Source organism: Arthrobacter sp. Z1-9 (assembly GCF_054792695.1).
In genome coordinates this window covers 3,938,281-3,955,007 of sequence record NZ_CP096456.1, presented here as the reverse complement: position 1 = coordinate 3,955,007, position 16,727 = coordinate 3,938,281, and the positions used below count along the sequence as shown (strand labels likewise).

General features: G+C 65.7%; 14 protein-coding genes. 7 read left to right on the top strand and 7 right to left on the bottom strand.

Translation table 11 applies throughout. The features are described from left to right. Positions 1-79: 79 nt before the first annotated feature. Positions 80-1,975 (bottom strand): amylosucrase, encoded by a 1,896-nt coding sequence (locus M1D93_RS18290; RefSeq protein ID WP_461172872.1) that lies wholly within the window; start codon positions 1,973-1,975, stop codon positions 80-82. 296 nt (positions 1,976-2,271) lie between these two features. Here M1D93_RS18290 and M1D93_RS18285 point away from each other — a divergent pair, with 296 nt between their 5' ends. Next, on the top strand, positions 2,272-3,747 hold the full coding sequence (locus M1D93_RS18285; protein ID WP_461172871.1) for an APC family permease: 1,476 nt from the start codon (positions 2,272-2,274) through the stop codon (positions 3,745-3,747). On the opposite strand, the gene M1D93_RS18280 is transcribed toward M1D93_RS18285, so the two are convergent. Next, positions 3,744-4,415 carry an AmiS/UreI family transporter gene (locus M1D93_RS18280; protein WP_461172870.1) on the bottom strand — a complete coding sequence of 224 codons (672 nt, stop codon included), beginning with the start codon at positions 4,413-4,415 and terminating at the stop codon, positions 3,744-3,746. The genes M1D93_RS18285 and M1D93_RS18280 overlap by 4 nt on opposite strands. Before the next feature lie 201 nt (positions 4,416-4,616). Between M1D93_RS18280 and gdhA the strand changes: the two genes are divergently transcribed. Further along, entirely contained in the window at positions 4,617-5,954 is a 1,338-nt protein-coding gene (gene gdhA / locus M1D93_RS18275) for an NADP-specific glutamate dehydrogenase (protein WP_461172869.1), read from the top strand. A 42-nt stretch (positions 5,955-5,996) separates the two neighbouring features. On the opposite strand, the gene M1D93_RS18270 is transcribed toward gdhA, so the two are convergent. From M1D93_RS18270 to M1D93_RS18260, 3 genes are all read right to left on the bottom strand, one after another. Continuing rightward, the gene (locus tag M1D93_RS18270) at positions 5,997-6,953 is read right to left on the bottom strand and encodes an AraC-like ligand-binding domain-containing protein (protein WP_461172868.1); all 957 of its coding nucleotides are present in this window, start codon (positions 6,951-6,953) and stop codon (positions 5,997-5,999) included. A gap of 138 nt (positions 6,954-7,091) precedes the next feature. Then, complete coding sequence (locus M1D93_RS18265) at positions 7,092-8,210, bottom strand: D-TA family PLP-dependent enzyme (protein ID WP_461172867.1); 1,119 nt, start codon at positions 8,208-8,210, stop codon at positions 7,092-7,094. A gap of 8 nt (positions 8,211-8,218) precedes the next feature. Then, positions 8,219-8,821 (bottom strand): TetR/AcrR family transcriptional regulator, encoded by a 603-nt coding sequence (locus M1D93_RS18260; protein WP_461172866.1) that lies wholly within the window; start codon positions 8,819-8,821, stop codon positions 8,219-8,221. A 126-nt stretch (positions 8,822-8,947) separates the two neighbouring features. Here M1D93_RS18260 and M1D93_RS18255 point away from each other — a divergent pair, with 126 nt between their 5' ends. Both M1D93_RS18255 and M1D93_RS18250 read left to right on the top strand, forming a co-directional pair. Then, a complete protein-coding gene (locus M1D93_RS18255) occupies positions 8,948-10,906 on the top strand; it encodes a primary-amine oxidase (protein WP_461172865.1) in 1,959 nt (652 codons plus the stop codon). Positions 10,907-11,027: 121 nt separating this feature from the next. Continuing rightward, positions 11,028-11,420: a hypothetical protein gene (locus M1D93_RS18250; protein ID WP_461175062.1), complete on the top strand. Its 393-nt coding sequence runs from the start codon at positions 11,028-11,030 to the stop codon at positions 11,418-11,420. A gap of 63 nt (positions 11,421-11,483) precedes the next feature. Here M1D93_RS18250 and M1D93_RS18245 read toward each other — a convergent pair whose 3' ends face one another. Both M1D93_RS18245 and M1D93_RS18240 read right to left on the bottom strand, forming a co-directional pair. Further along, entirely contained in the window at positions 11,484-12,233 is a 750-nt protein-coding gene (locus tag M1D93_RS18245) for a ThuA domain-containing protein (protein WP_461172864.1), read from the bottom strand. Continuing rightward, positions 12,233-13,366 (bottom strand): Gfo/Idh/MocA family protein, encoded by a 1,134-nt coding sequence (locus tag M1D93_RS18240; protein ID WP_461172863.1) that lies wholly within the window; start codon positions 13,364-13,366, stop codon positions 12,233-12,235. The genes M1D93_RS18245 and M1D93_RS18240 overlap by 1 nt, the downstream gene beginning before the upstream one ends. Before the next feature lie 270 nt (positions 13,367-13,636). Here M1D93_RS18240 and glnT point away from each other — a divergent pair, with 270 nt between their 5' ends. From glnT to M1D93_RS18225, 3 genes are read left to right on the top strand one after another with little or no spacing between them, the layout of a single operon-like run. Further along, entirely contained in the window at positions 13,637-15,046 is a 1,410-nt protein-coding gene (gene glnT / locus M1D93_RS18235) for a type III glutamate--ammonia ligase (RefSeq protein WP_461172862.1), read from the top strand. 54 nt (positions 15,047-15,100) lie between these two features. Continuing rightward, complete coding sequence (locus tag M1D93_RS18230; RefSeq protein ID WP_461172861.1) at positions 15,101-16,009, top strand: class II glutamine amidotransferase domain-containing protein; 909 nt, start codon at positions 15,101-15,103, stop codon at positions 16,007-16,009. Further along, positions 15,997-16,719: a GltB/FmdC/FwdC-like GXGXG domain-containing protein gene (locus M1D93_RS18225; RefSeq protein WP_461172860.1), complete on the top strand. Its 723-nt coding sequence runs from the start codon at positions 15,997-15,999 to the stop codon at positions 16,717-16,719. The genes M1D93_RS18230 and M1D93_RS18225 overlap by 13 nt, the downstream gene beginning before the upstream one ends. The last annotated feature ends 8 nt before the right edge of the window (positions 16,720-16,727 follow it).

Genomic DNA, 16,727 nt, shown 5'->3' with positions numbered 1-16,727 from the left:
CGCGCCCGCCCGCCCAACTGGGTAGCGCTAAGTGTCGTTTTGGGCGGTCAAAACGACACTTGGCGCTACTTAGTTGGGATTACGCGGGGGTGACACGCAGCCAGAGATACTGGCGCGGCAGGAGCGTGACGCCCTCGTCCAGTTTCAGCCCGGCTTCGGAGAGAAGGTCGACGGCGGCGCTTGCGTATCCGGAGAAGGTTTCGGCAGGCAGGGACTGGGGCTGGTCGCTGAAGTTGGCCAGTGCCAGGATCCAGGATTGCGCCCCAGGGCGCTGGTAGGCAAGCACGCCCCGGTTGTGGGTGGCGAAATCCAGCAGCCGGGTGCCGGCCAGTTCAGGAGTGCTCGCCCGGACCTCGATCATTCTTTTCAATCCCGCATAAACGGCGCCTTCGGGAGTGGAAGGATCATGGCGGCGGGCGTACTGCTCCACCGGGTAGTACGGCCGGTGGACCCAGCGGCTGTCCGCCTCGTGCCCCGGCTCGGAGGCGTAGCTGTAGTCGTTGACCTGGCCCACCTCGTCGCCCAGGTACAGCAGCGGAATGCCGCCGGTGCTGAAGGCAACCGAGTGGGCCAGGAGGATCCGCTCCACCGCCTCATCCGGGTCCACCTCCATGCCGCACAGGGACGCGGTCGTGCCTGAAATCCTGCAGTCACCTGTCTTGGGGTTGTCCTGGAAGGGGACCCCGCGGGCAAAGCTGCCGGGGAATCGGTTGACGTAGAAGGAGTTTAGGAAGCGGCGGTGGTCGAAGCCGTTGATGCCCAGTCCGGCAGCATCCTCATCGGCGAAGGTCCAGCCAATGTCGTCGTGGCTGCGGACGTAGTTCACCCAGGACGTGTTATCCGGGATGCTGTGCCGGCGCTCGAGTGCCTGCGCCAGGAGCGAGACATCGCGGGTTGCAAGGGATTCCCAGATCAGGGCCATTTGCAGGGGATTGTAGGAAATCTGGCATTCGGCGGGGTCGATGTAGCGGGCCACCTCGTCAGGGTGCACGATGGCCTCTGACTTGAACAGCAGCGATGGCGCCGCCAGCCGGCACACCGCATTGAATGCCTGCAGCAGTGTGTGGGCTTCTGGAAGGTTTTCGCAGGGGGTGCCCAGCTGTTTCCAGATGAAGGCCACGGCGTCCATGCGCAGGATGTCCACGCCCTGGTTGGCCAGGAACAGCATTTCGCCGGCCATGGCGCGGAAAACGTCCGGATTGGAGTAGTTCAGGTCCCATTGGTAGGTGTGGAATGTGGCCCAGACCCAGCGGCCGTCCTCCATGTGGATGAAGGACCCCGGGTGGTTCTCGGGGAAGATTTCCCGCACGTTCTGTTCGAAGGCGTCCGGCATGCTGCGGTCCGGAAAGATCCAGTAGTAGTCGCTGAACTTGGGATCGCCGGCGGCAGCGCGCCGGGCCCACTCGTGTTCGTCGGAGGTGTGGTTGAAGATGAAGTCAACCACCAGGCTGATGCCGTTGGCCCTCAGCTCGGCCGCCAGGTCGCGGAGCTGTTCCATGGTGCCCAGTTTCGGGTTGACCTCGCGGTAGCTGGAGACGGCGTAGCCGCCGTCGGAGTGGGGCTCGGGCGCCAAAAACAGCGGCATGAGGTGCAGGTAGGTGAGGCCGAGTTCCTTGAAGTACGGGATGCGGCTCCGGACTCCTTCCAGGTTTCTGGCGTACCGGTCGACGTAGCAAACGCCGCCCAGCATGTTGTTGGCCTGGAACCAGCCGGGGTTCGCCTCCCGCTCGGTGTCGATGGCCTGCAACCCTGCCGGGCGGTCCTGCCAGGAGCGGGCGCACTGCAGGACCAGTGCGCTCAGCTGGTCCAGCCAGTCCCGGCGGTAACCGTACAACGAATGGAAGAGCCGCAGGAGGTCCGGAAAGTGCAGCTCGAACCGCCGCTCGAAGTCAGTTCCTGCGCCGATGTCCGCATCGGCAATGGCATCGACGACGTGCTGCCACGCCGCGTCGTCCACACTGGCGAATTCCTGCATTGGACCCCTTCCCGCCTCCGGCCGGCGGATCCGGCAGTGTCTGGTTACGGCAGTATGCCACGGCGGCACAGGTCAGGTGGCGGCGCCGGTCCGGTGCAGCAGGACTTGGTGCACTTCCTGCTGGCGGGCAAGCACCCCTGACACACGCTCCGACAGCCGCGTTGCGCTCAAGTGCAACAACTGATCGCTGCATGACAAACCCGTTGGGCATGCCCGATGCCATGCTGAATCCAATGGTGCAGGACTGATGAAGCCGCACCCTTTCCCCAGCGCTCATGACCGTTAAGAAGGATCCAATGAGTATTTCGAATTCCGAGTCCCGGACTGATGACGCAAAGCCCGCGAAGGAGCATTCCACTGCCCTCCGCTCCGGCAGCATCGGCGTCATGGGCATCCTGTTCTTTGTGCTGTCGGCGCAGGCGCCTCTAACCGGAATCGCCGGTGCTTCCCCCTTGGCTGCCGCGCTTGGCAACGGCGCCGGCGCCCCGGGCGCCTACTTGATTGTCGGCGTCGTCATTGTCATTTTCGCCGTGGGGTTCGTGGCCATGAGCCGCCGAATCCAGGCTAACGGCGCGTTTTACGCCTATGTAACGGCGGCCTTTGGCCGGAAAGCCGGAGCCGGGGCGGCCTGGCTGGCACTCCTGGCGTACAGCACGGTGCAGGCTGCGATGTACGGGCTCTATGGGGCGGCCTTCTCCGGGCTGTTGGGGTCCGTTGGCGTCAGTGTTCCCTGGTGGCTGCTTGCACTGGCCACGATGGCGGGAGTGCAGGTACTGGGCTCGCTCAACATCGAACTCGGTGCCAGGGTCCTGGCCCTCCTGGTGGGGCTCGAAGTGGCCGTCCTGCTGATGTTCGGCTTCACGGTGCTGTTCAGCGGCGGCGGCCCCGAGGGCATCAGTGCTGCTGCGTCCTTCTCGCCCGGAGCCATCGCGGCCGGCGCCCCCGGCGTGGCCATCATGTTTGCCGTGGCCTCCATGTTCGGCTTCGAGTCCACCGCGATCTATTCGGCGGAGGCCAAGGATGCGCACCGCACTGTAGCGCGGGCCACCTACCTTTCAGTGGCCGTGATCGCCGTCTTCTTCTCCTTTATCTCCTGGATGCTGGTGAGCTACTACGGTCCGGGCCAGGTCATGGACGCTGCCGGCGCAGCCCTTGAATCGGGCGACTCCACAAGCTTCGTGCTGGCTCCCATGGTGGAACTCTTCGGTCCGTGGGCCGGCGTTGCCACGGGCATCCTGCTGGTGACGTCCCTGCTGGCCGGCATTATCGCCTTCCACAACGGCATCAACCGGTACCTCCACTCCCTGGCACTCCAAGGCTCCATGCCCGCCGTCCTGGCCAGGACCAACCGCCACCGTGCCCCCGCCGCAGCCGCCCGGATCCAGACAGCCACCGCCGTCGTGCTGGTGGTTCCCTTCGCCTTGCTGGGGCTGGATCCCATCCTGACCCTGTTTTCCTGGTTCAGCGGACTCGCTGTTGCTGCACTCCTGGTGCTGTACATTCTCTGCTCAGTAGCCGTGGTGGGATTCTTCCGGCGCGAACGCCTGGAAGGCCAGATCTGGCAGACCCGCCTGGCGCCCGCCCTCGCTACGCTGCTGCTGGCGTGGGTGCTGTCCCTGGTGGTCAGCAACTTCACCGCTCTGATTGGCGGCAGCGCAGAGACGGCCGCGGCCCTGCTGGTGGCTGTCCCGGTGATGTTCGCCGCCGGTGTCCTGGTGGAGTTCCGGATTGAACGGCGGCAGCGGTTTGGCACTCTGGGGCATGCCGCCTAGCGCGCAACTTCCTCGCCGGCATCGGCGAGTGCTCCAGGGACGGCCTGGTCCGGTGCAGCCGCATTGGACCGGGCCGCTCCACGTGCGGCCATGGTCCGGCGCGCCAGGATGCCGGCAGCGACGAACAACCCAGCCAGCAGGACAGCTGCAGCGGCGGCGTGCGGAGGGCTGCGAGGCCACAGCCCGGCCAGCCCCAGGAAAGCAGGGACGGTGGCGGTGGCCTGGCTGGTGAGCACCAGGGCCCAGCCCGTGAACAGGTCCACCCGCGTCAACCCCAACGCCATCGAGGCAAACAAGAGCGCCCACAGCACGGACCAGCACAGCCAGAGAACGGCCAGAGCGGGATCTTCGGCAAGCCACGCCGCCGCCAGGAGCAGCCCAACAAAGGCCACCATGCCGCAGAACCACCCCAGGCCCTTCGAGCCGAGGTCCAGCAGGCAGTCCAGGCCCACATAGACGTACGTCAGGCCGAACAGGAACATGCCCGCGGCGGTCAGCGCGCCGGCTGTGGAGGTGCCCGGGGACAGGACGACGACGCCGAGCACCAGTTGGACGATGCCCACCGCCAGACTCAGCACGGCTGCGTCGCGGCGGGGCAGGTGCCCCAGTGTGGCCAGGCCGTTGACCAGCAGTGCGGCTCCGGAAAGGAGGAGGCAGATGTACGGCATCACGCCACCCCACAGCGCAAAGGTGTAGCAGGGACGGATTTCATAAGGTGAAATTTTGCTGTCACAATACGGAGATTAGCTGAAGCGGCGAGGCCCGCCTAACAGTTCATAGTCGTAATCGGATAAGTTGAAACGTAAACCTTTGGGACAGTGCCGCCTCCTCGTGGGCCGTCCCTTGCCCGGCCACGTAAGGAAAAACCAATGGATGCTCGGCTGGAGGCCATCAGGGATACAGTCCTGGCCAGAAACCCCGGTGAAGCGGAATTCCACCAGGCCATCACGGAGGTCTTCGAAAGCCTCGGCCCGGTCCACGACCGCCATCCGGAGTTCCTAGAAGCGGCCATCCTTGAACGGCTCTGCGAACCGGAGCGGCAAATCATCTTCCGCGTCCCCTGGACCGACGACCGCGGCCGGGTGCAGATCAACCGCGGCTTCCGGGTGGAATTCAACTCCGCGCTGGGCCCCTACAAGGGCGGACTGAGGTTCCACCCCTCGGTGAACCTGGGCATCGTCAAATTCCTCGGCTTTGAGCAGATCTTCAAAAACGCACTGACCGGCATGCCCATCGGCGGCGGCAAGGGCGGCTCCGACTTCGACCCGCGCGGCCGCAGCGATGCGGAGGTGATGCGTTTCTGCCAGTCCTTTATGACCGAGCTCTACCGCCACATCGGCGAGTACACCGATGTCCCGGCCGGCGACATCGGCGTGGGCGGACGCGAAATCGGCTACCTCTTCGGCCAGTACAAGCGCATCACCAACCGCTACGAATCCGGCGTCCTCACCGGCAAGGGCATCTCCTGGGGTGGGTCCCTGGTGCGGCCGGAGGCAACCGGGTTCGGCACGGTCATCTTCACCAATGAGATGCTCAAAACCCGCGGACTCTCCTTCGACGGGCAGCGCGTGGTGGTCTCCGGCTCCGGCAATGTGGCCATCAACGCCATCGCGAAAGCCCAGGCGCTGGGCGCCACGGTGGTTGCCTGCTCGGACTCCTCGGGCTACGTCATTGACGAAGCCGGGGTCGACGTTCCGCTCCTGCGCCAGATCAAGGAGGTGGAGCGCGCCCGGCTCAAGGAGTATGGCGTCCGCAAGCCGGGCGCGACGTACGTTGACGGCGGCTCCGTCTGGGATGCCGGCGCTACTGTGGCGCTGCCGTGTGCAACGCAAAACGAGCTCGACGGCGATGCTGCCGCGGCCCTGGTGCGGGGCGGCCTGCTCGCCGTGGGTGAGGGCGCCAATATGCCTAGCACTCCCGACGCCGTCTCGGTCTTCCAGCGGTCGGGCGTCCTGTTCGCACCCGGCAAGGCAGCGAACGCCGGTGGAGTAGCCACCTCGGCCCTGGAGATGCAGCAGAATGCCAGCCGCGATTCCTGGTCCTTCGTACATACGGAGCAGCGGCTCACGGACATCATGGTGGGCATCCATGGCGTGTGTGCCGCCACGGCCGAGGAGTACGGTGCACCCGGGGACTACGTCCTCGGCGCCAACATCGGGGGCTTCGTCAAGGTGGCCGACGCCATGCTCGCGCAGGGTCTGATCTAAGCCGGCACCCGGCGTCGGGCATCAGTGTCCGCCGGTCTGGGCTCAGGCCTGGCGGCGCCAGTCGGTGGGGGACAGGCCGAAGGCGTCGCGGAAGGTGCGGCTGAAGTGGGCCGCATCGAGGAATCCCCAGCGGGCGGCCACTGTGCCCACCGACTTCCCGGCATGCAGCGGATCGCGCAGGTCGCGGCGTGCGCCGTCAAGGCGCTGGCTCCGGATCCAGCTGGCGACGGTGGTGCCGGACTCGTGGAAGACGTTGTGCAGGTGCCTGGTGGAAATGAAGTGGGCAGCCGCGATGCTCGCCGGGGACAGCAACGGATCGGACAGGTTGGCCTCGATGTACTCGCGTACGGACACGGCCAGCAGGGCCTGCGGTTTCATCCGGTCCGGCGCAATGTCCATCTCAGCGTGCAGCATGGTGGACACCAGGTCCAGGGCATTGGTGGCCAGTCGGGAACCACTGGGACCGCCCAGGACGTCAAGGTTTTCGGAGAGCTGCCGGATGAACTGCCCCACGATCCCGCTCAGGCCAGTGCCGCCGGCCATCCTTACGGCGGCGAGCTGGCCGACGTAATCCGTGGGCAGGGTAAGGGCGTCGCAGGGAAACATCACCACCATCATCCGGGCCTGTTCCGCAAAGGCCAGGGTGTAGGGGCGGTTGGTGTCGTAGATGGCCAGGTCGCCGGGCTCGAGAAGTGCCTCCCGGTTGTCCTGGATCAGGAGGCCGGTGCCCTCAAGCTGGAGGTTGAGTTTGAAGTAGCGCTCTCCTGCCTGGGCAATCAGTGCGGGCGTACGGTGGACCTCGTGGGAGGTGGCAGTGACTTCCACGATGGACATCCGGTCCAGGACCCGCGAGCGCAGCTGTCCGCGGAAGCCCTCCACGTCCGAGGTGAGGGCCGTGAGCGGCACGAAGGAGTCGGCCACGAGGTGCCGCCAGTCGTTAAAGGTCCGGGCAACGCTGGTGGTGACGTGCTGGCTGGCGGCTGCTGTCGCTGCTGGCATGGATGTTCCTGTCGACGGACGGCCATCTGGCATTCCCCAAGAACTGTGTCGTGGAACACAGTCCTAAGAGACTAGCCCTGGCCGGGATCTTTTTTCAACACTTGGCGAAAAAAGAATTCCCAGTCGGCCGTCGGCCGGTTATTTGTTCTTCCCCCTGGCGGCCACGCCCCAGCGGTCCACGAGCTTGCCCTGGCTGACCACCGCCACGTCATCCACGAGGTTCATCGCAAGGCAGACGTGGTTGGGAATGACCCGCAGCTTCGTGCCAACGGGCGGTGGCGTGCCGTCCCCGTGCCATTCCACCGTGGCGTGATGCTCGGACAGTGCCGTGATCCTCGCATCCGGGTGGTCCATCAGCCGCCCGAATCCGCTGGCCCAGGCCGGCCGGTCGCTGCCCAGGATCTTGCTTCCGGCATCGAGGATAAACCGCGGCGGGGCGCCGGGAGCGGTGCTGTGGTGGCTGACGACCGTTGCCGCAACCGTTAAGGCGATGTCGTCAAGCGTGCAGCGGCCCAGTTCCAGCTGCTGGGCATCGCCGAACACGTAGACGCCGGGCCGGACTTCGGTGGCAGACGAGCCCTCGGTGAGGAGTGCCGTCGGGGTGGATCCTCCGCTTCGCACGGCTGCCTCGAAGCCTGCCGCGCTCAGTGTTTCTGCTGCCTGGTGCAGGGCCTCTTGTTCCTGCGCCGCCGCCTCCACCGGCATCCCGGGCGCATAGCTGTGGCCGGGAAAGGTGAAAACCCCTGCAACCTGGAGTCCGGCTTCTGACGCTGCCCGTGCAACGGCTGCTGCCCCTTCCGGCCGGACGCCGCTGCGGTGGTGGCCGCTGTCAATCTCCACCAGCACTCCGACGCTTCCGGCCGCATCGCGCAGGCCTGCGCCCAGTGCGGCCGCACCGGCTTGGGAGTCCACGCCCACCGAAATCTTCGCTATTGCGGCCAGCCGACGCAGCCGGTCCGCCTTCTGCGGTGACAGCAAAAGGGGGTAGGCGATGAAGAGGTCCTGCACCCCGGACGCGGCGAACACCTCCGCCTCACCGATGGTGGCCACGGTCAGCCCCACTGCCCCCGCCGCGAGTTGCCGTGCCGCGATCTCCGGTATCTTGTGGGTCTTGGCATGCGGGCGCAGGGCGAGCCCTTTTGCCTTCACGGCCTGGGCCATCCGTGCGATGTTCCGGTCCAGGATGTCGACGTCCACCAGGATTTCGGGCGTATCGACGGCGGCGGGTATCGGCGCGTCGGCACTCTCAGTATTCATCGCTGCGTTCATCGGGCAGTCGGTTGGGTCAGCAGGGCCAGGTAGCCCTCCAGTTGGCGGTCGTGTCCAAAGCCCGTCCGTCCGGCCGGAGCGAGGGCGGCTTCAATCTGGGCGCCGAGCAGCATATTCAGGAGCTGGCCTGCCAGGGCATTGTCGTCGACGGCGGTACTGACGTCGCCGGCGTCCCGCGCCTCTTTGAGGTAGCGCCGGATGGTGGTGAGCCACTCGTCCATGGACTGCTGGTGGATCGCGGCCTTTTGGGGATCGTTGACGGCTTTCTGCCAGAAGGGGATCACAATCCTTGCCTCGTTGATGCGCTCCTCATCGAGGGGCAGCACCTCAAGGCAAAAGGCCCGCAGCGCTGCCAGGCCGGTCTGCCCCGCGGTGACCTGGGTGATCCGCTGGTTGGTCCGGTTGAACACGTGGCTGAAGGCGAATTCCAGCAACGTGTCCTTGGTGGGAAAGTAAGGCTTCAGGGCGCCGTTGGCGAAGCCTGCCTCCATGGCGATTTCGCGCATGGTGGCGCCTTCGAGTCCGTTCCGGGCGATGATCCGCCAGGTGGCATCCACCAGCTCCAGGCGCCGCTCGTTATGGTCAACAATCTTTGGCACCGCAGCTGCTCCCCGAAAATCACTTTTGCCCAAACCCTTGTGAGCCATCTTACGTAGAGCTTATTCTCTACACCTATAGAAAATAAACCGGTGACCCGAACAGTGGTCCGATCAAAGGTTTCATCCATGACGCTTGCACCCGTAGACACCGCATCAGCATTCAGCCTCGCCAGTGCCGCGGAGATCCTTGAAGTCCGCTCCATCCTGCAGTCCGAAGGCCTTTTGGAGCCGCAGCACCGCATTGCCTACCTGGGCCTGTTGGACCCAGTTCCGGCGGCGAGGCTTGAAGAGGGCCTCAACCAGCCGCAGGACCGGCGCTTCCGCATCTTTATCCACGACGTCTCCGGGGCTGCGCCAACCGACGCCATCGTTTCCCTCACGCACCAAAAGGTGGAATCCGCCGTCGTTCTGGATACCGCCGTTACCGGCGAACTTCCCGTCCTCGAGGAGGAGTTCGAGGTGGTGGAAGCGCTGCTGGCTACCGATCAGCGCTGGCTGGACGCTCTTGCCGCCCGGAACCTCGACGTGGCCACCGTCCGGGTGGCCCCGCTGTCCGCCGGGGTGTTTGAGTACGCCGACGAAAAGGGGTGCCGGATCCTCCGTGGCCTGGCCTTTGTGCAGGACTTCCCCGAGGACAGTGCCTGGGCACACCCTGTGGACGGGCTGGTGGCCTACGTGGATGTGGTGAACAAGGAAGTTACGCAGGTCATCGACCTCGGCGTGATGCCCATTCCGGCCGAGCACGGCAACTACACCGATCCGGAACTGACGGGGCCGCTCCGCACCACCCAAAAGCCCATCAGCATCACGCAGCCCGAAGGGCCCAGCTTTACCGTCACCGGCGGCAACCACGTGGAGTGGGAAAAGTGGAGCGTTGACGTCGGCTTTGATGTCCGCGAAGGCGTGGTCCTGCACAACCTCGCCTTCCGCGACGGCGGCCGCAGGCGGCCCATCATCAACCGCGCCTCGATCGCCGAGATGGTGGTTCCTTATGGCGACCCGTCGCCCATCCGGTCCTGGCAGAACTACTTTGACACCGGCGAATACCTGGTGGGCCAATACGCCAACTCCCTGGAGCTGGGCTGCGACTGCCTGGGCGACATCACCTACCTCAGCCCCGTCATCTCGGACGCCTTCGGCAACCCGCGCGAAATCCGCAACGGCATCTGCATGCACGAGGAGGACTGGGGCATCCTCTCCAAGCACTCGGACCTCTGGACCGGGATCAACTACACCCGCCGCAACCGCCGCCTGGTGATCTCCTTCTTCACCACCATCGGCAACTACGATTACGGCTTCTACTGGTACCTGTATTTGGACGGCACCATCGAGTTCGAAGCCAAGGCCACCGGCGTCGTCTTCACCTCGGCGTTCCCGGAGGGCGGCTCGGACAACATCTCCCAGCTCGCCCCCGGACTGGGCGCGCCCTTCCACCAGCACCTGTTCAGCGCCCGGCTGGACATGGCCATCGATGGATTCACCAACCGCGTGGAAGAAGAAGACGTCGTCCGGCAGGCCATGGGCCCCGGCAACGAACGCGGCAACGCGTTCTCGCGCAAGCGGACCCTGCTGGCGCGAGAATCGGAAGCGGTCCGGGAAGCAGACACCCGCGCCGGCAGGACCTGGATCATCTCCAACCCCGAATCCCGCAACCGGCTGGGCGAGCCCGTGGGGTACAAGCTGCACTCGCAGAACCAGCCCACCCTGCTGGCGGACCCGGGCTCCTCCATTGCCAGGCGCGCAGCCTTCGCCACCAAGGACCTGTGGATCACCCGCTACGCCGAGGACGAGCGCTACCCCACCGGCGACTTCGTCAACCAGCACTCCGGCGGAGCAGGGTTGCCCGCCTATGTGGCGCAGGACCGTGACATCGACAGCCAGGACATCGTGGTGTGGCACACCTTCGGCCTCACCCACTTCCCGCGGGTGGAGGACTGGCCCATCATGCCCGTGGACACCGTGGGCTTCAAGCTACGGCCCGAGGGGTTCTTCGACCGCAGCCCTGTGCTGGATGTGCCTGCCAACCCGAACCAGCAGGCTGCCTCCTGCCATCGTGAGGAAACCACCGGTGGCTGCTGCCACTAACCTCGCGGCAGGTGCGGCGTCCTGCTCGGGTGCGGCTGGACCGGGCCCTGCTGGCCCGGGCCCTGCTGGGGCGGGGAAGCGTACGACGGCGGCCGGCTGCGTCCGTGCCGGCGGTTCGGTCCTGCATCCCCGGCTGGCCGCGGTGGTCACCGCCGTGTCCTGCGTTGCGCACCTGTGGGTGGCCGCCGCCGGCCACCACGGTGTCTGGCTGGGCGTTCTGATGGTGGCGATGGCGGCGGTCTGTGTGCCGTGCAGTGTCCATATCTGGCGGCACAGCCGGGTGGGCGCCCTGCATCAGGTGACTCTTTCGGCGCTGTTGATGGTCGCCTTGCACACGGTGCTGCTGCTCGGCGCGGGAGGTGCCGGACACGCCCACGGCGGCAGGCCGGCGTCGTCCGCTGCACAGGCGACCGGGAACACCCAACTGCTGCTGGTGATTGGCCTGGAACTTGCCACCGCCCTGCTCGCCGCCACCCTGGTGGCGCGGCTCCGGCACCTTCGTCAGCCCATGTAGGTAGCGCCAGGTGTCGTTTCGGCGGCCCAAAACGACACCTGGCGCTACCTGGTTGGGCAGGCGCTACGTCCCGCTGAACCAGTCCCGCGCAGGGTTGGTCACTTCCGGCATCGAACGGTGCAGCTCCGGCTGGGCGGCCCAGCGCACACCGTTGGCCAGGACCCGCTGGATCTGCGGGTGGTGGTACACGGGGTATTCCTGGTCGCCGGGGCTGAAATAAAAGATGCGGCCCTTGCCCCGGGTGAACGTGACGCCGGATCGGAATACTTCGCCGCCGGCGAAGGAGCTGATGAAGATCAGGTCGTCCGGGTCCGGGATGTCGAACAGCTCGCCGTACATCTCCTGCTCGGGGATAACGATCGGGCTGTCCACGCCTTCGGCAATGGGGTGCGAGGGCTTGACGGTCCATACCAGCTCGCGCTCGCCGTCGTTCCGCCACGCAAGCGAGCAGCTGGTGCCCAGCAGCTTGGTGAAGACCTTCGCGAAGTGCCCCGAATGGAGCACGATCAGCCCCATCCCGCCCAGGACGTGGCGGTGGACGCGTTCGACGACGGCGTCGCTCACCTCGTGATGGGCCATGTGTCCCCACCAGAGCAGGACGTCCGTCTCCGCAAGAACCTCCTCGTCAAGGCCGTGTTCGTCGTCGGTGGCCAGGACCGCCGTTGTGATCTCTGCCTCGGGGTAGTAGGAGCGGAGCCCTGCGGCGATGGCGCCGTGGATGCCGTCAGGGTAGATCTCCCCGATATGGGACGGCTCGTTGATGGCTTCATGGACGCCCTCGTTCCAGACCCGGATCCTCAGTTTGCCGTTCATTAGAGACGAACCTCCTTTTGCTCCCGCGCGGACTGATAGCACGCGTCGATAATCTGTGCCCGGTAAAGGGCCAGGGATCCATCGTGCTCGCCCCAGACATCCTTGCCGCCGCGCACCGCCGTAACGAAATCTTCCACCACGCCGTCGTGCGCGCGGCCCGGCAATGCCGGCGGCACGTAATCGGCGCTCTCGCCGTCCTTTTCCGTGAACACCCGAAGCTGGCCGACGGGCGGAAATGGGGCGCCCTGCACCTTCAGTTCGGCGCCGCCGTCCGTCCCGTAGACCGTGAAGTCCAGCAGGTCGTCCGTTTCCCGGTAGGTGGCCCAGCTCGCCTCGATCAGTAGGGTCCCGCCGCCTTCAAGCCGGAGGAATGCGGACGCGAAGTCTTCCACCTCAAACGCGTGGCTGGAGGCCAGTGCTGAGTACTCGCTGCCGCCGCCCCGCCCCTGCGGGCCCAGCTCCGAGTGGGTGGCGGCGGAAACGGCCACCACTTTGGGCTCGCCGAGAAGGTGCAGCGCGTAATCGAGCGCGTGGACGCCGATGTCCGCCAGCGGCCCGCCGCCTGCGAGCTCAGGGTTGGTGAACCAGCTGCCCAGTGTCGGGATGCCGGAGCGGCGCAGCCAGGATGCCTTGGCGTAGTACGGCCGGCCCAGCCCGCCGTCGTCAATGACACCCTTCAGAGCCTGGATGTCCCCGCGGCGGCGGTGGTTGAACGCGACGTCCAGGACGCGTCCGGCTTTGCGGGCCGCGTCCACCATGGCCTGGCCTTCGACGGCGTTGCGCGCGATGGGCTTCTCGCTCAGTACATGGATTCCACGTTCCAGGGCGGCCACGGCGATGGGTGCGTGCAGGAAGGTTGGCACTGCCACGCTGACGGCGTCCAGGCCGCCATGCTCCAGCATCTCTTCCCACTCCGCGAAGGCATGCGGAATGGAGTATTCAGCCTGCAGTGACTCGCGCAGGTCCTGTTCCATTCCTGCCAGCGACACGATGCGGACGCCTGGCAGCGCATCGTAGGCCTTGAGGTGCTGCTGTCCCGCCCAGCCAATGCCGACGACGCCCACCCTCAGTTCTTGTGCAGGTCGGTTCTCAGGGGAAGCGGCGCCCTGCGCTGAGGGCTGGTCCTTGTTCACTGATCTTCCTTATCTCTGGGAGGCGGGGGAAGGATTCGAAGCTGGCGTGTCCACGCCGTACGCTGCCGCGGCGGGTTTCAACAGCATAGCTGCCTGCCACTCACGGGACTTGGAACTGCGGCTTAAATCATCGGGGCCCAGCGCTAGAGGGTTTTCCACGTCCACGAAACAAGTAATTAACAGTTCGGTGTAACGCCGGAAATGTTGGTCTGACTACTGTTATGCAACAAGGTTTACTAGTAGCTAACACGAACTGACAGGAACGTTCCGATGACGAGTGTCGCAACCCCTGCTGTAACCACCCCGGCATTGGCCCAGGACCAGCAAGCTGTACCCCGGCCCGAAAGCCCCACCATCAGCCTGCGGGACATCGCAAAAGCCCACGACGTCCGCTTCCTCCTTGCGACCTTTGTGGACATGACCGGCAAGCCGTGCGCGAAGCTGGTCCCGGTGGAAGCCGCCGACGAGCTCGAAAACGGGGCCATGGGTTTCGCCGGTTATGCCGCTGGCCTGATGGGTCAGCAGCCGCAGGACCCGGACCTGATCGCCGTTCCTGATCTCGCATCCTTCACCCCGGTTCCCTTCATCAAGGAGGGCCTGGCCATCATCCACTGCGACCCGCACGTTGACGGCAAGCCCTGGCCGTACGCTCCGCGGGTGATCCTCAAGAACACCCTGGCCCAGCTCGCCGAAAAGGGGATGCAGGCCAAGGTGGGGGCGGAGGTGGAGTACTTCCTGGTGAAAAAGAACGACGACGGGACGCTGAGTACCGCCGATGACCGGGACGATTCGCCCCGCCCCTGCTACGACGCTCGCGGCGTCACCCGCATGTATGACCACCTCACCTCCATTTCGGAGGCGATGAACGGCCTGGGTTGGGGCAACTACGCCAACGACCACGAGGACGCCGCCGGCCAGTTCGAGCAGAATTTCAACTACGCGGATGCGCTCACCACGGCGGACCGGGTTGTCACCCTCCGCTACATCCTGAACATCCTGGCCGAACAGCGCGGCATGACCGCCACGTTTATGCCGAAGCCCTTCACGGACCGCACCGGCACCGGCCTGCACTTCCACCTGTCCCTCTGGTCCGGAACCGAAGCGCTGTTTCCGGCCAACCAGAACAAAGCGGACGACGACGGCCGCGGCCTTGGGATCTCCAGCCTCGCCTATTCATTCATCGCCGGCATCCTGGACCACGCACCAGCACTCCAGGCGTTCCTTGCCCCAACAGTTAACTCCTACAAGCGCACGGGCGCCACCACCAGCTCCTCGGGCGCCACCTGGTCGCCACGGAAGGCCTCCTTCGGCGGCAACGACCGCACCCACATGATCCGGGTCCCGGACAACAAGCGGATCGAACTCCGGTCCGGTGACGGTTCCGCCAACCCCTACCTGGCCATCGCCACCGCCATCGCTGCCGGGCTGGACGGTGTGGAGAAGTCGCGCGACCCCGGTCTGCCGTCGGGCCCGGGGGAGTCCAAACCGGACGCGCACTTCCTGCCGGCCACGCTGCTCCATGCGGTGGAAGCGCTGCGGAAGGACCCCGTGATCCTGGCCAGCCTCAGCGGGGACGCGGCAATCGGCACGTACTACGCGGACGCCAAGGAAGAGGAATTCCTGAGCTGGCACAACCAGGTCAGCGACTGGGAAATCCGCGCGTATTTGACGTCCATCTGACTCAGCGTCCATCTGACCACTACTTCCAACCCCGATACCACGTAAAGGACCACCATGTGCGGAATCGCCGCGCTGCAGCTGCGCAACCCCTCGCTGCATCCCCGGATGGGCAGCCTGCTGTCCTCCATGCTCTGCCAGATTGTTGACCGCGGTCCGGATTCCGCCGGCCTCGCCGTCTACAACACCCCCGGACTGGTGAAGGAGGGAACGTCCACGCTTAGCCTCCTGGGCAGAAGCCAGGGAATGACGACGGCGGCCATCACCGCAGGCGTCGCGGCCCTGCTTCCAGCCGACGCGGCAGCAGCCGTGCAGGTGGTGGGCGATACCACCCTGGTGAGCGCCGCCGTCGGGACCGACCTGCTGGTGAAAGCAGTCAGCGAAACCGTGCCCACCGCCACCATCATCGGACGCGGCGAGCACGTGGCGGTCATGAAGAGCGTGGGCCATCCCATGGAGATCGCCGCCGAGCACGGACTTGAGGCGATGGCCGGAAGCCAAGGGCTGTCCCACACCCGGATGGCGACCGAATCTGCGGTCACCGCCGGCGGCTCACACCCGTTTTCCGTAGCCGACGACCTGTGCCTGGTCCACAACGGCTCCTTCTCCAACCACGCCACAGTGCGTCGCGACCTGAAACGCGAAGGGGTGGTGTTCGACTCCGAGAACGACACCGAAGTGGGCGCCCGCTACGTAGCCTCCCGGCTGAAGCAGGGCGACACCCTGGAGGAAGCGCTGGTGAACCTGGGCAAGGTCCTGGACGGCTTCTACACCTTGGTGGTCACCACGGCGGACAGCATGGCCGTGGTCCGCGATCCCATCGCCTGCAAGCCGGCCATCATCGCCGAAACCGACGACTACGTGGCCATGGCCTCCGAATACCGTGCCCTGGCCGGCCTGCCCGGCATCAACAACGCCCGCATCTTTGAACCGGAACCCGGAAAGGTCTACACATGGTCACTCTGACAGCCCCCGAAGCCCCCACCGTTGACGCGCTTACGGAAACCACTGTTGACCTGGCCGCCAACACCGTCCGGGAACTCAACCAGGCCATCCACAACGCCATTGACGGGCAGCCCTGGACTGTCACCAACCCCGGCGGCAAGCACAGCCTGGCCGTCGGCATTGACGCGGACATCAAGGTGACAATCGAAGGCCACGCCGGATATTACGCAGCCGGGATGCACCAAAAAGGCGACGTGACCATCAACGGCAATGCCGGCGTCGGGCTCGCCGAAAACATCATGTCCGGCAGGGTCCACGTCACCGGCGACGCCTCCCAGTCCGCCGCGGCGACCGGCCACGGCGGCCTGGTGGTCATCGACGGCAACGCCGGAGCCCGCTGCGGCATCTCGATGAAGGGCGTGGACATTGTGGTGGGCGGCAACATCGGCCACATGTCCGCCTTTATGGCCCAGGCAGGACGGCTGGTGGTCTGCGGCGACGCCGGGGACGCCCTTGGCGACTCCATCTACGAGGCGCGCATCTACGTCAAGGGCACGGTGGCCTCCCTCGGCGCCGACTGCATCGAAAAGCCGCTGCGCGAAGAGCATCGTGCCGAACTCGCCGAGCTGCTGGCCGCCGCCGGCCGGACGGACAACCCTGCCGATTTCAAGCGCTACGGCTCAGCCCGGAACCTCTACCACTTCCACGTCGACAACTCGACGTCGTACTAGGAGCCACC

Coding starts and splice junctions, on each gene's coding strand:
- M1D93_RS18290 (WP_461172872.1), bottom strand. CDS start 1,975: ATGCAGGAATTCGCCAGTGTGGACGACGCGGCGTGGCAGCACGTCGTC.
- M1D93_RS18285 (WP_461172871.1), top strand. CDS start 2,272: ATGAGTATTTCGAATTCCGAGTCCCGGACTGATGACGCAAAGCCCGCG.
- M1D93_RS18280 (WP_461172870.1), bottom strand. CDS start 4,415: ATGCCGTACATCTGCCTCCTCCTTTCCGGAGCCGCACTGCTGGTCAAC.
- gdhA (WP_461172869.1), top strand. CDS start 4,617: ATGGATGCTCGGCTGGAGGCCATCAGGGATACAGTCCTGGCCAGAAAC.
- M1D93_RS18270 (WP_461172868.1), bottom strand. CDS start 6,953: ATGCCAGCAGCGACAGCAGCCGCCAGCCAGCACGTCACCACCAGCGTT.
- M1D93_RS18265 (WP_461172867.1), bottom strand. CDS start 8,210: ATGAATACTGAGAGTGCCGACGCGCCGATACCCGCCGCCGTCGATACG.
- M1D93_RS18255 (WP_461172865.1), top strand. CDS start 8,948: ATGACGCTTGCACCCGTAGACACCGCATCAGCATTCAGCCTCGCCAGT.
- M1D93_RS18245 (WP_461172864.1), bottom strand. CDS start 12,233: ATGAACGGCAAACTGAGGATCCGGGTCTGGAACGAGGGCGTCCATGAA.
- glnT (WP_461172862.1), top strand. CDS start 13,637: ATGACGAGTGTCGCAACCCCTGCTGTAACCACCCCGGCATTGGCCCAG.
- M1D93_RS18230 (WP_461172861.1), top strand. CDS start 15,101: ATGTGCGGAATCGCCGCGCTGCAGCTGCGCAACCCCTCGCTGCATCCC.
- M1D93_RS18225 (WP_461172860.1), top strand. CDS start 15,997: ATGGTCACTCTGACAGCCCCCGAAGCCCCCACCGTTGACGCGCTTACG.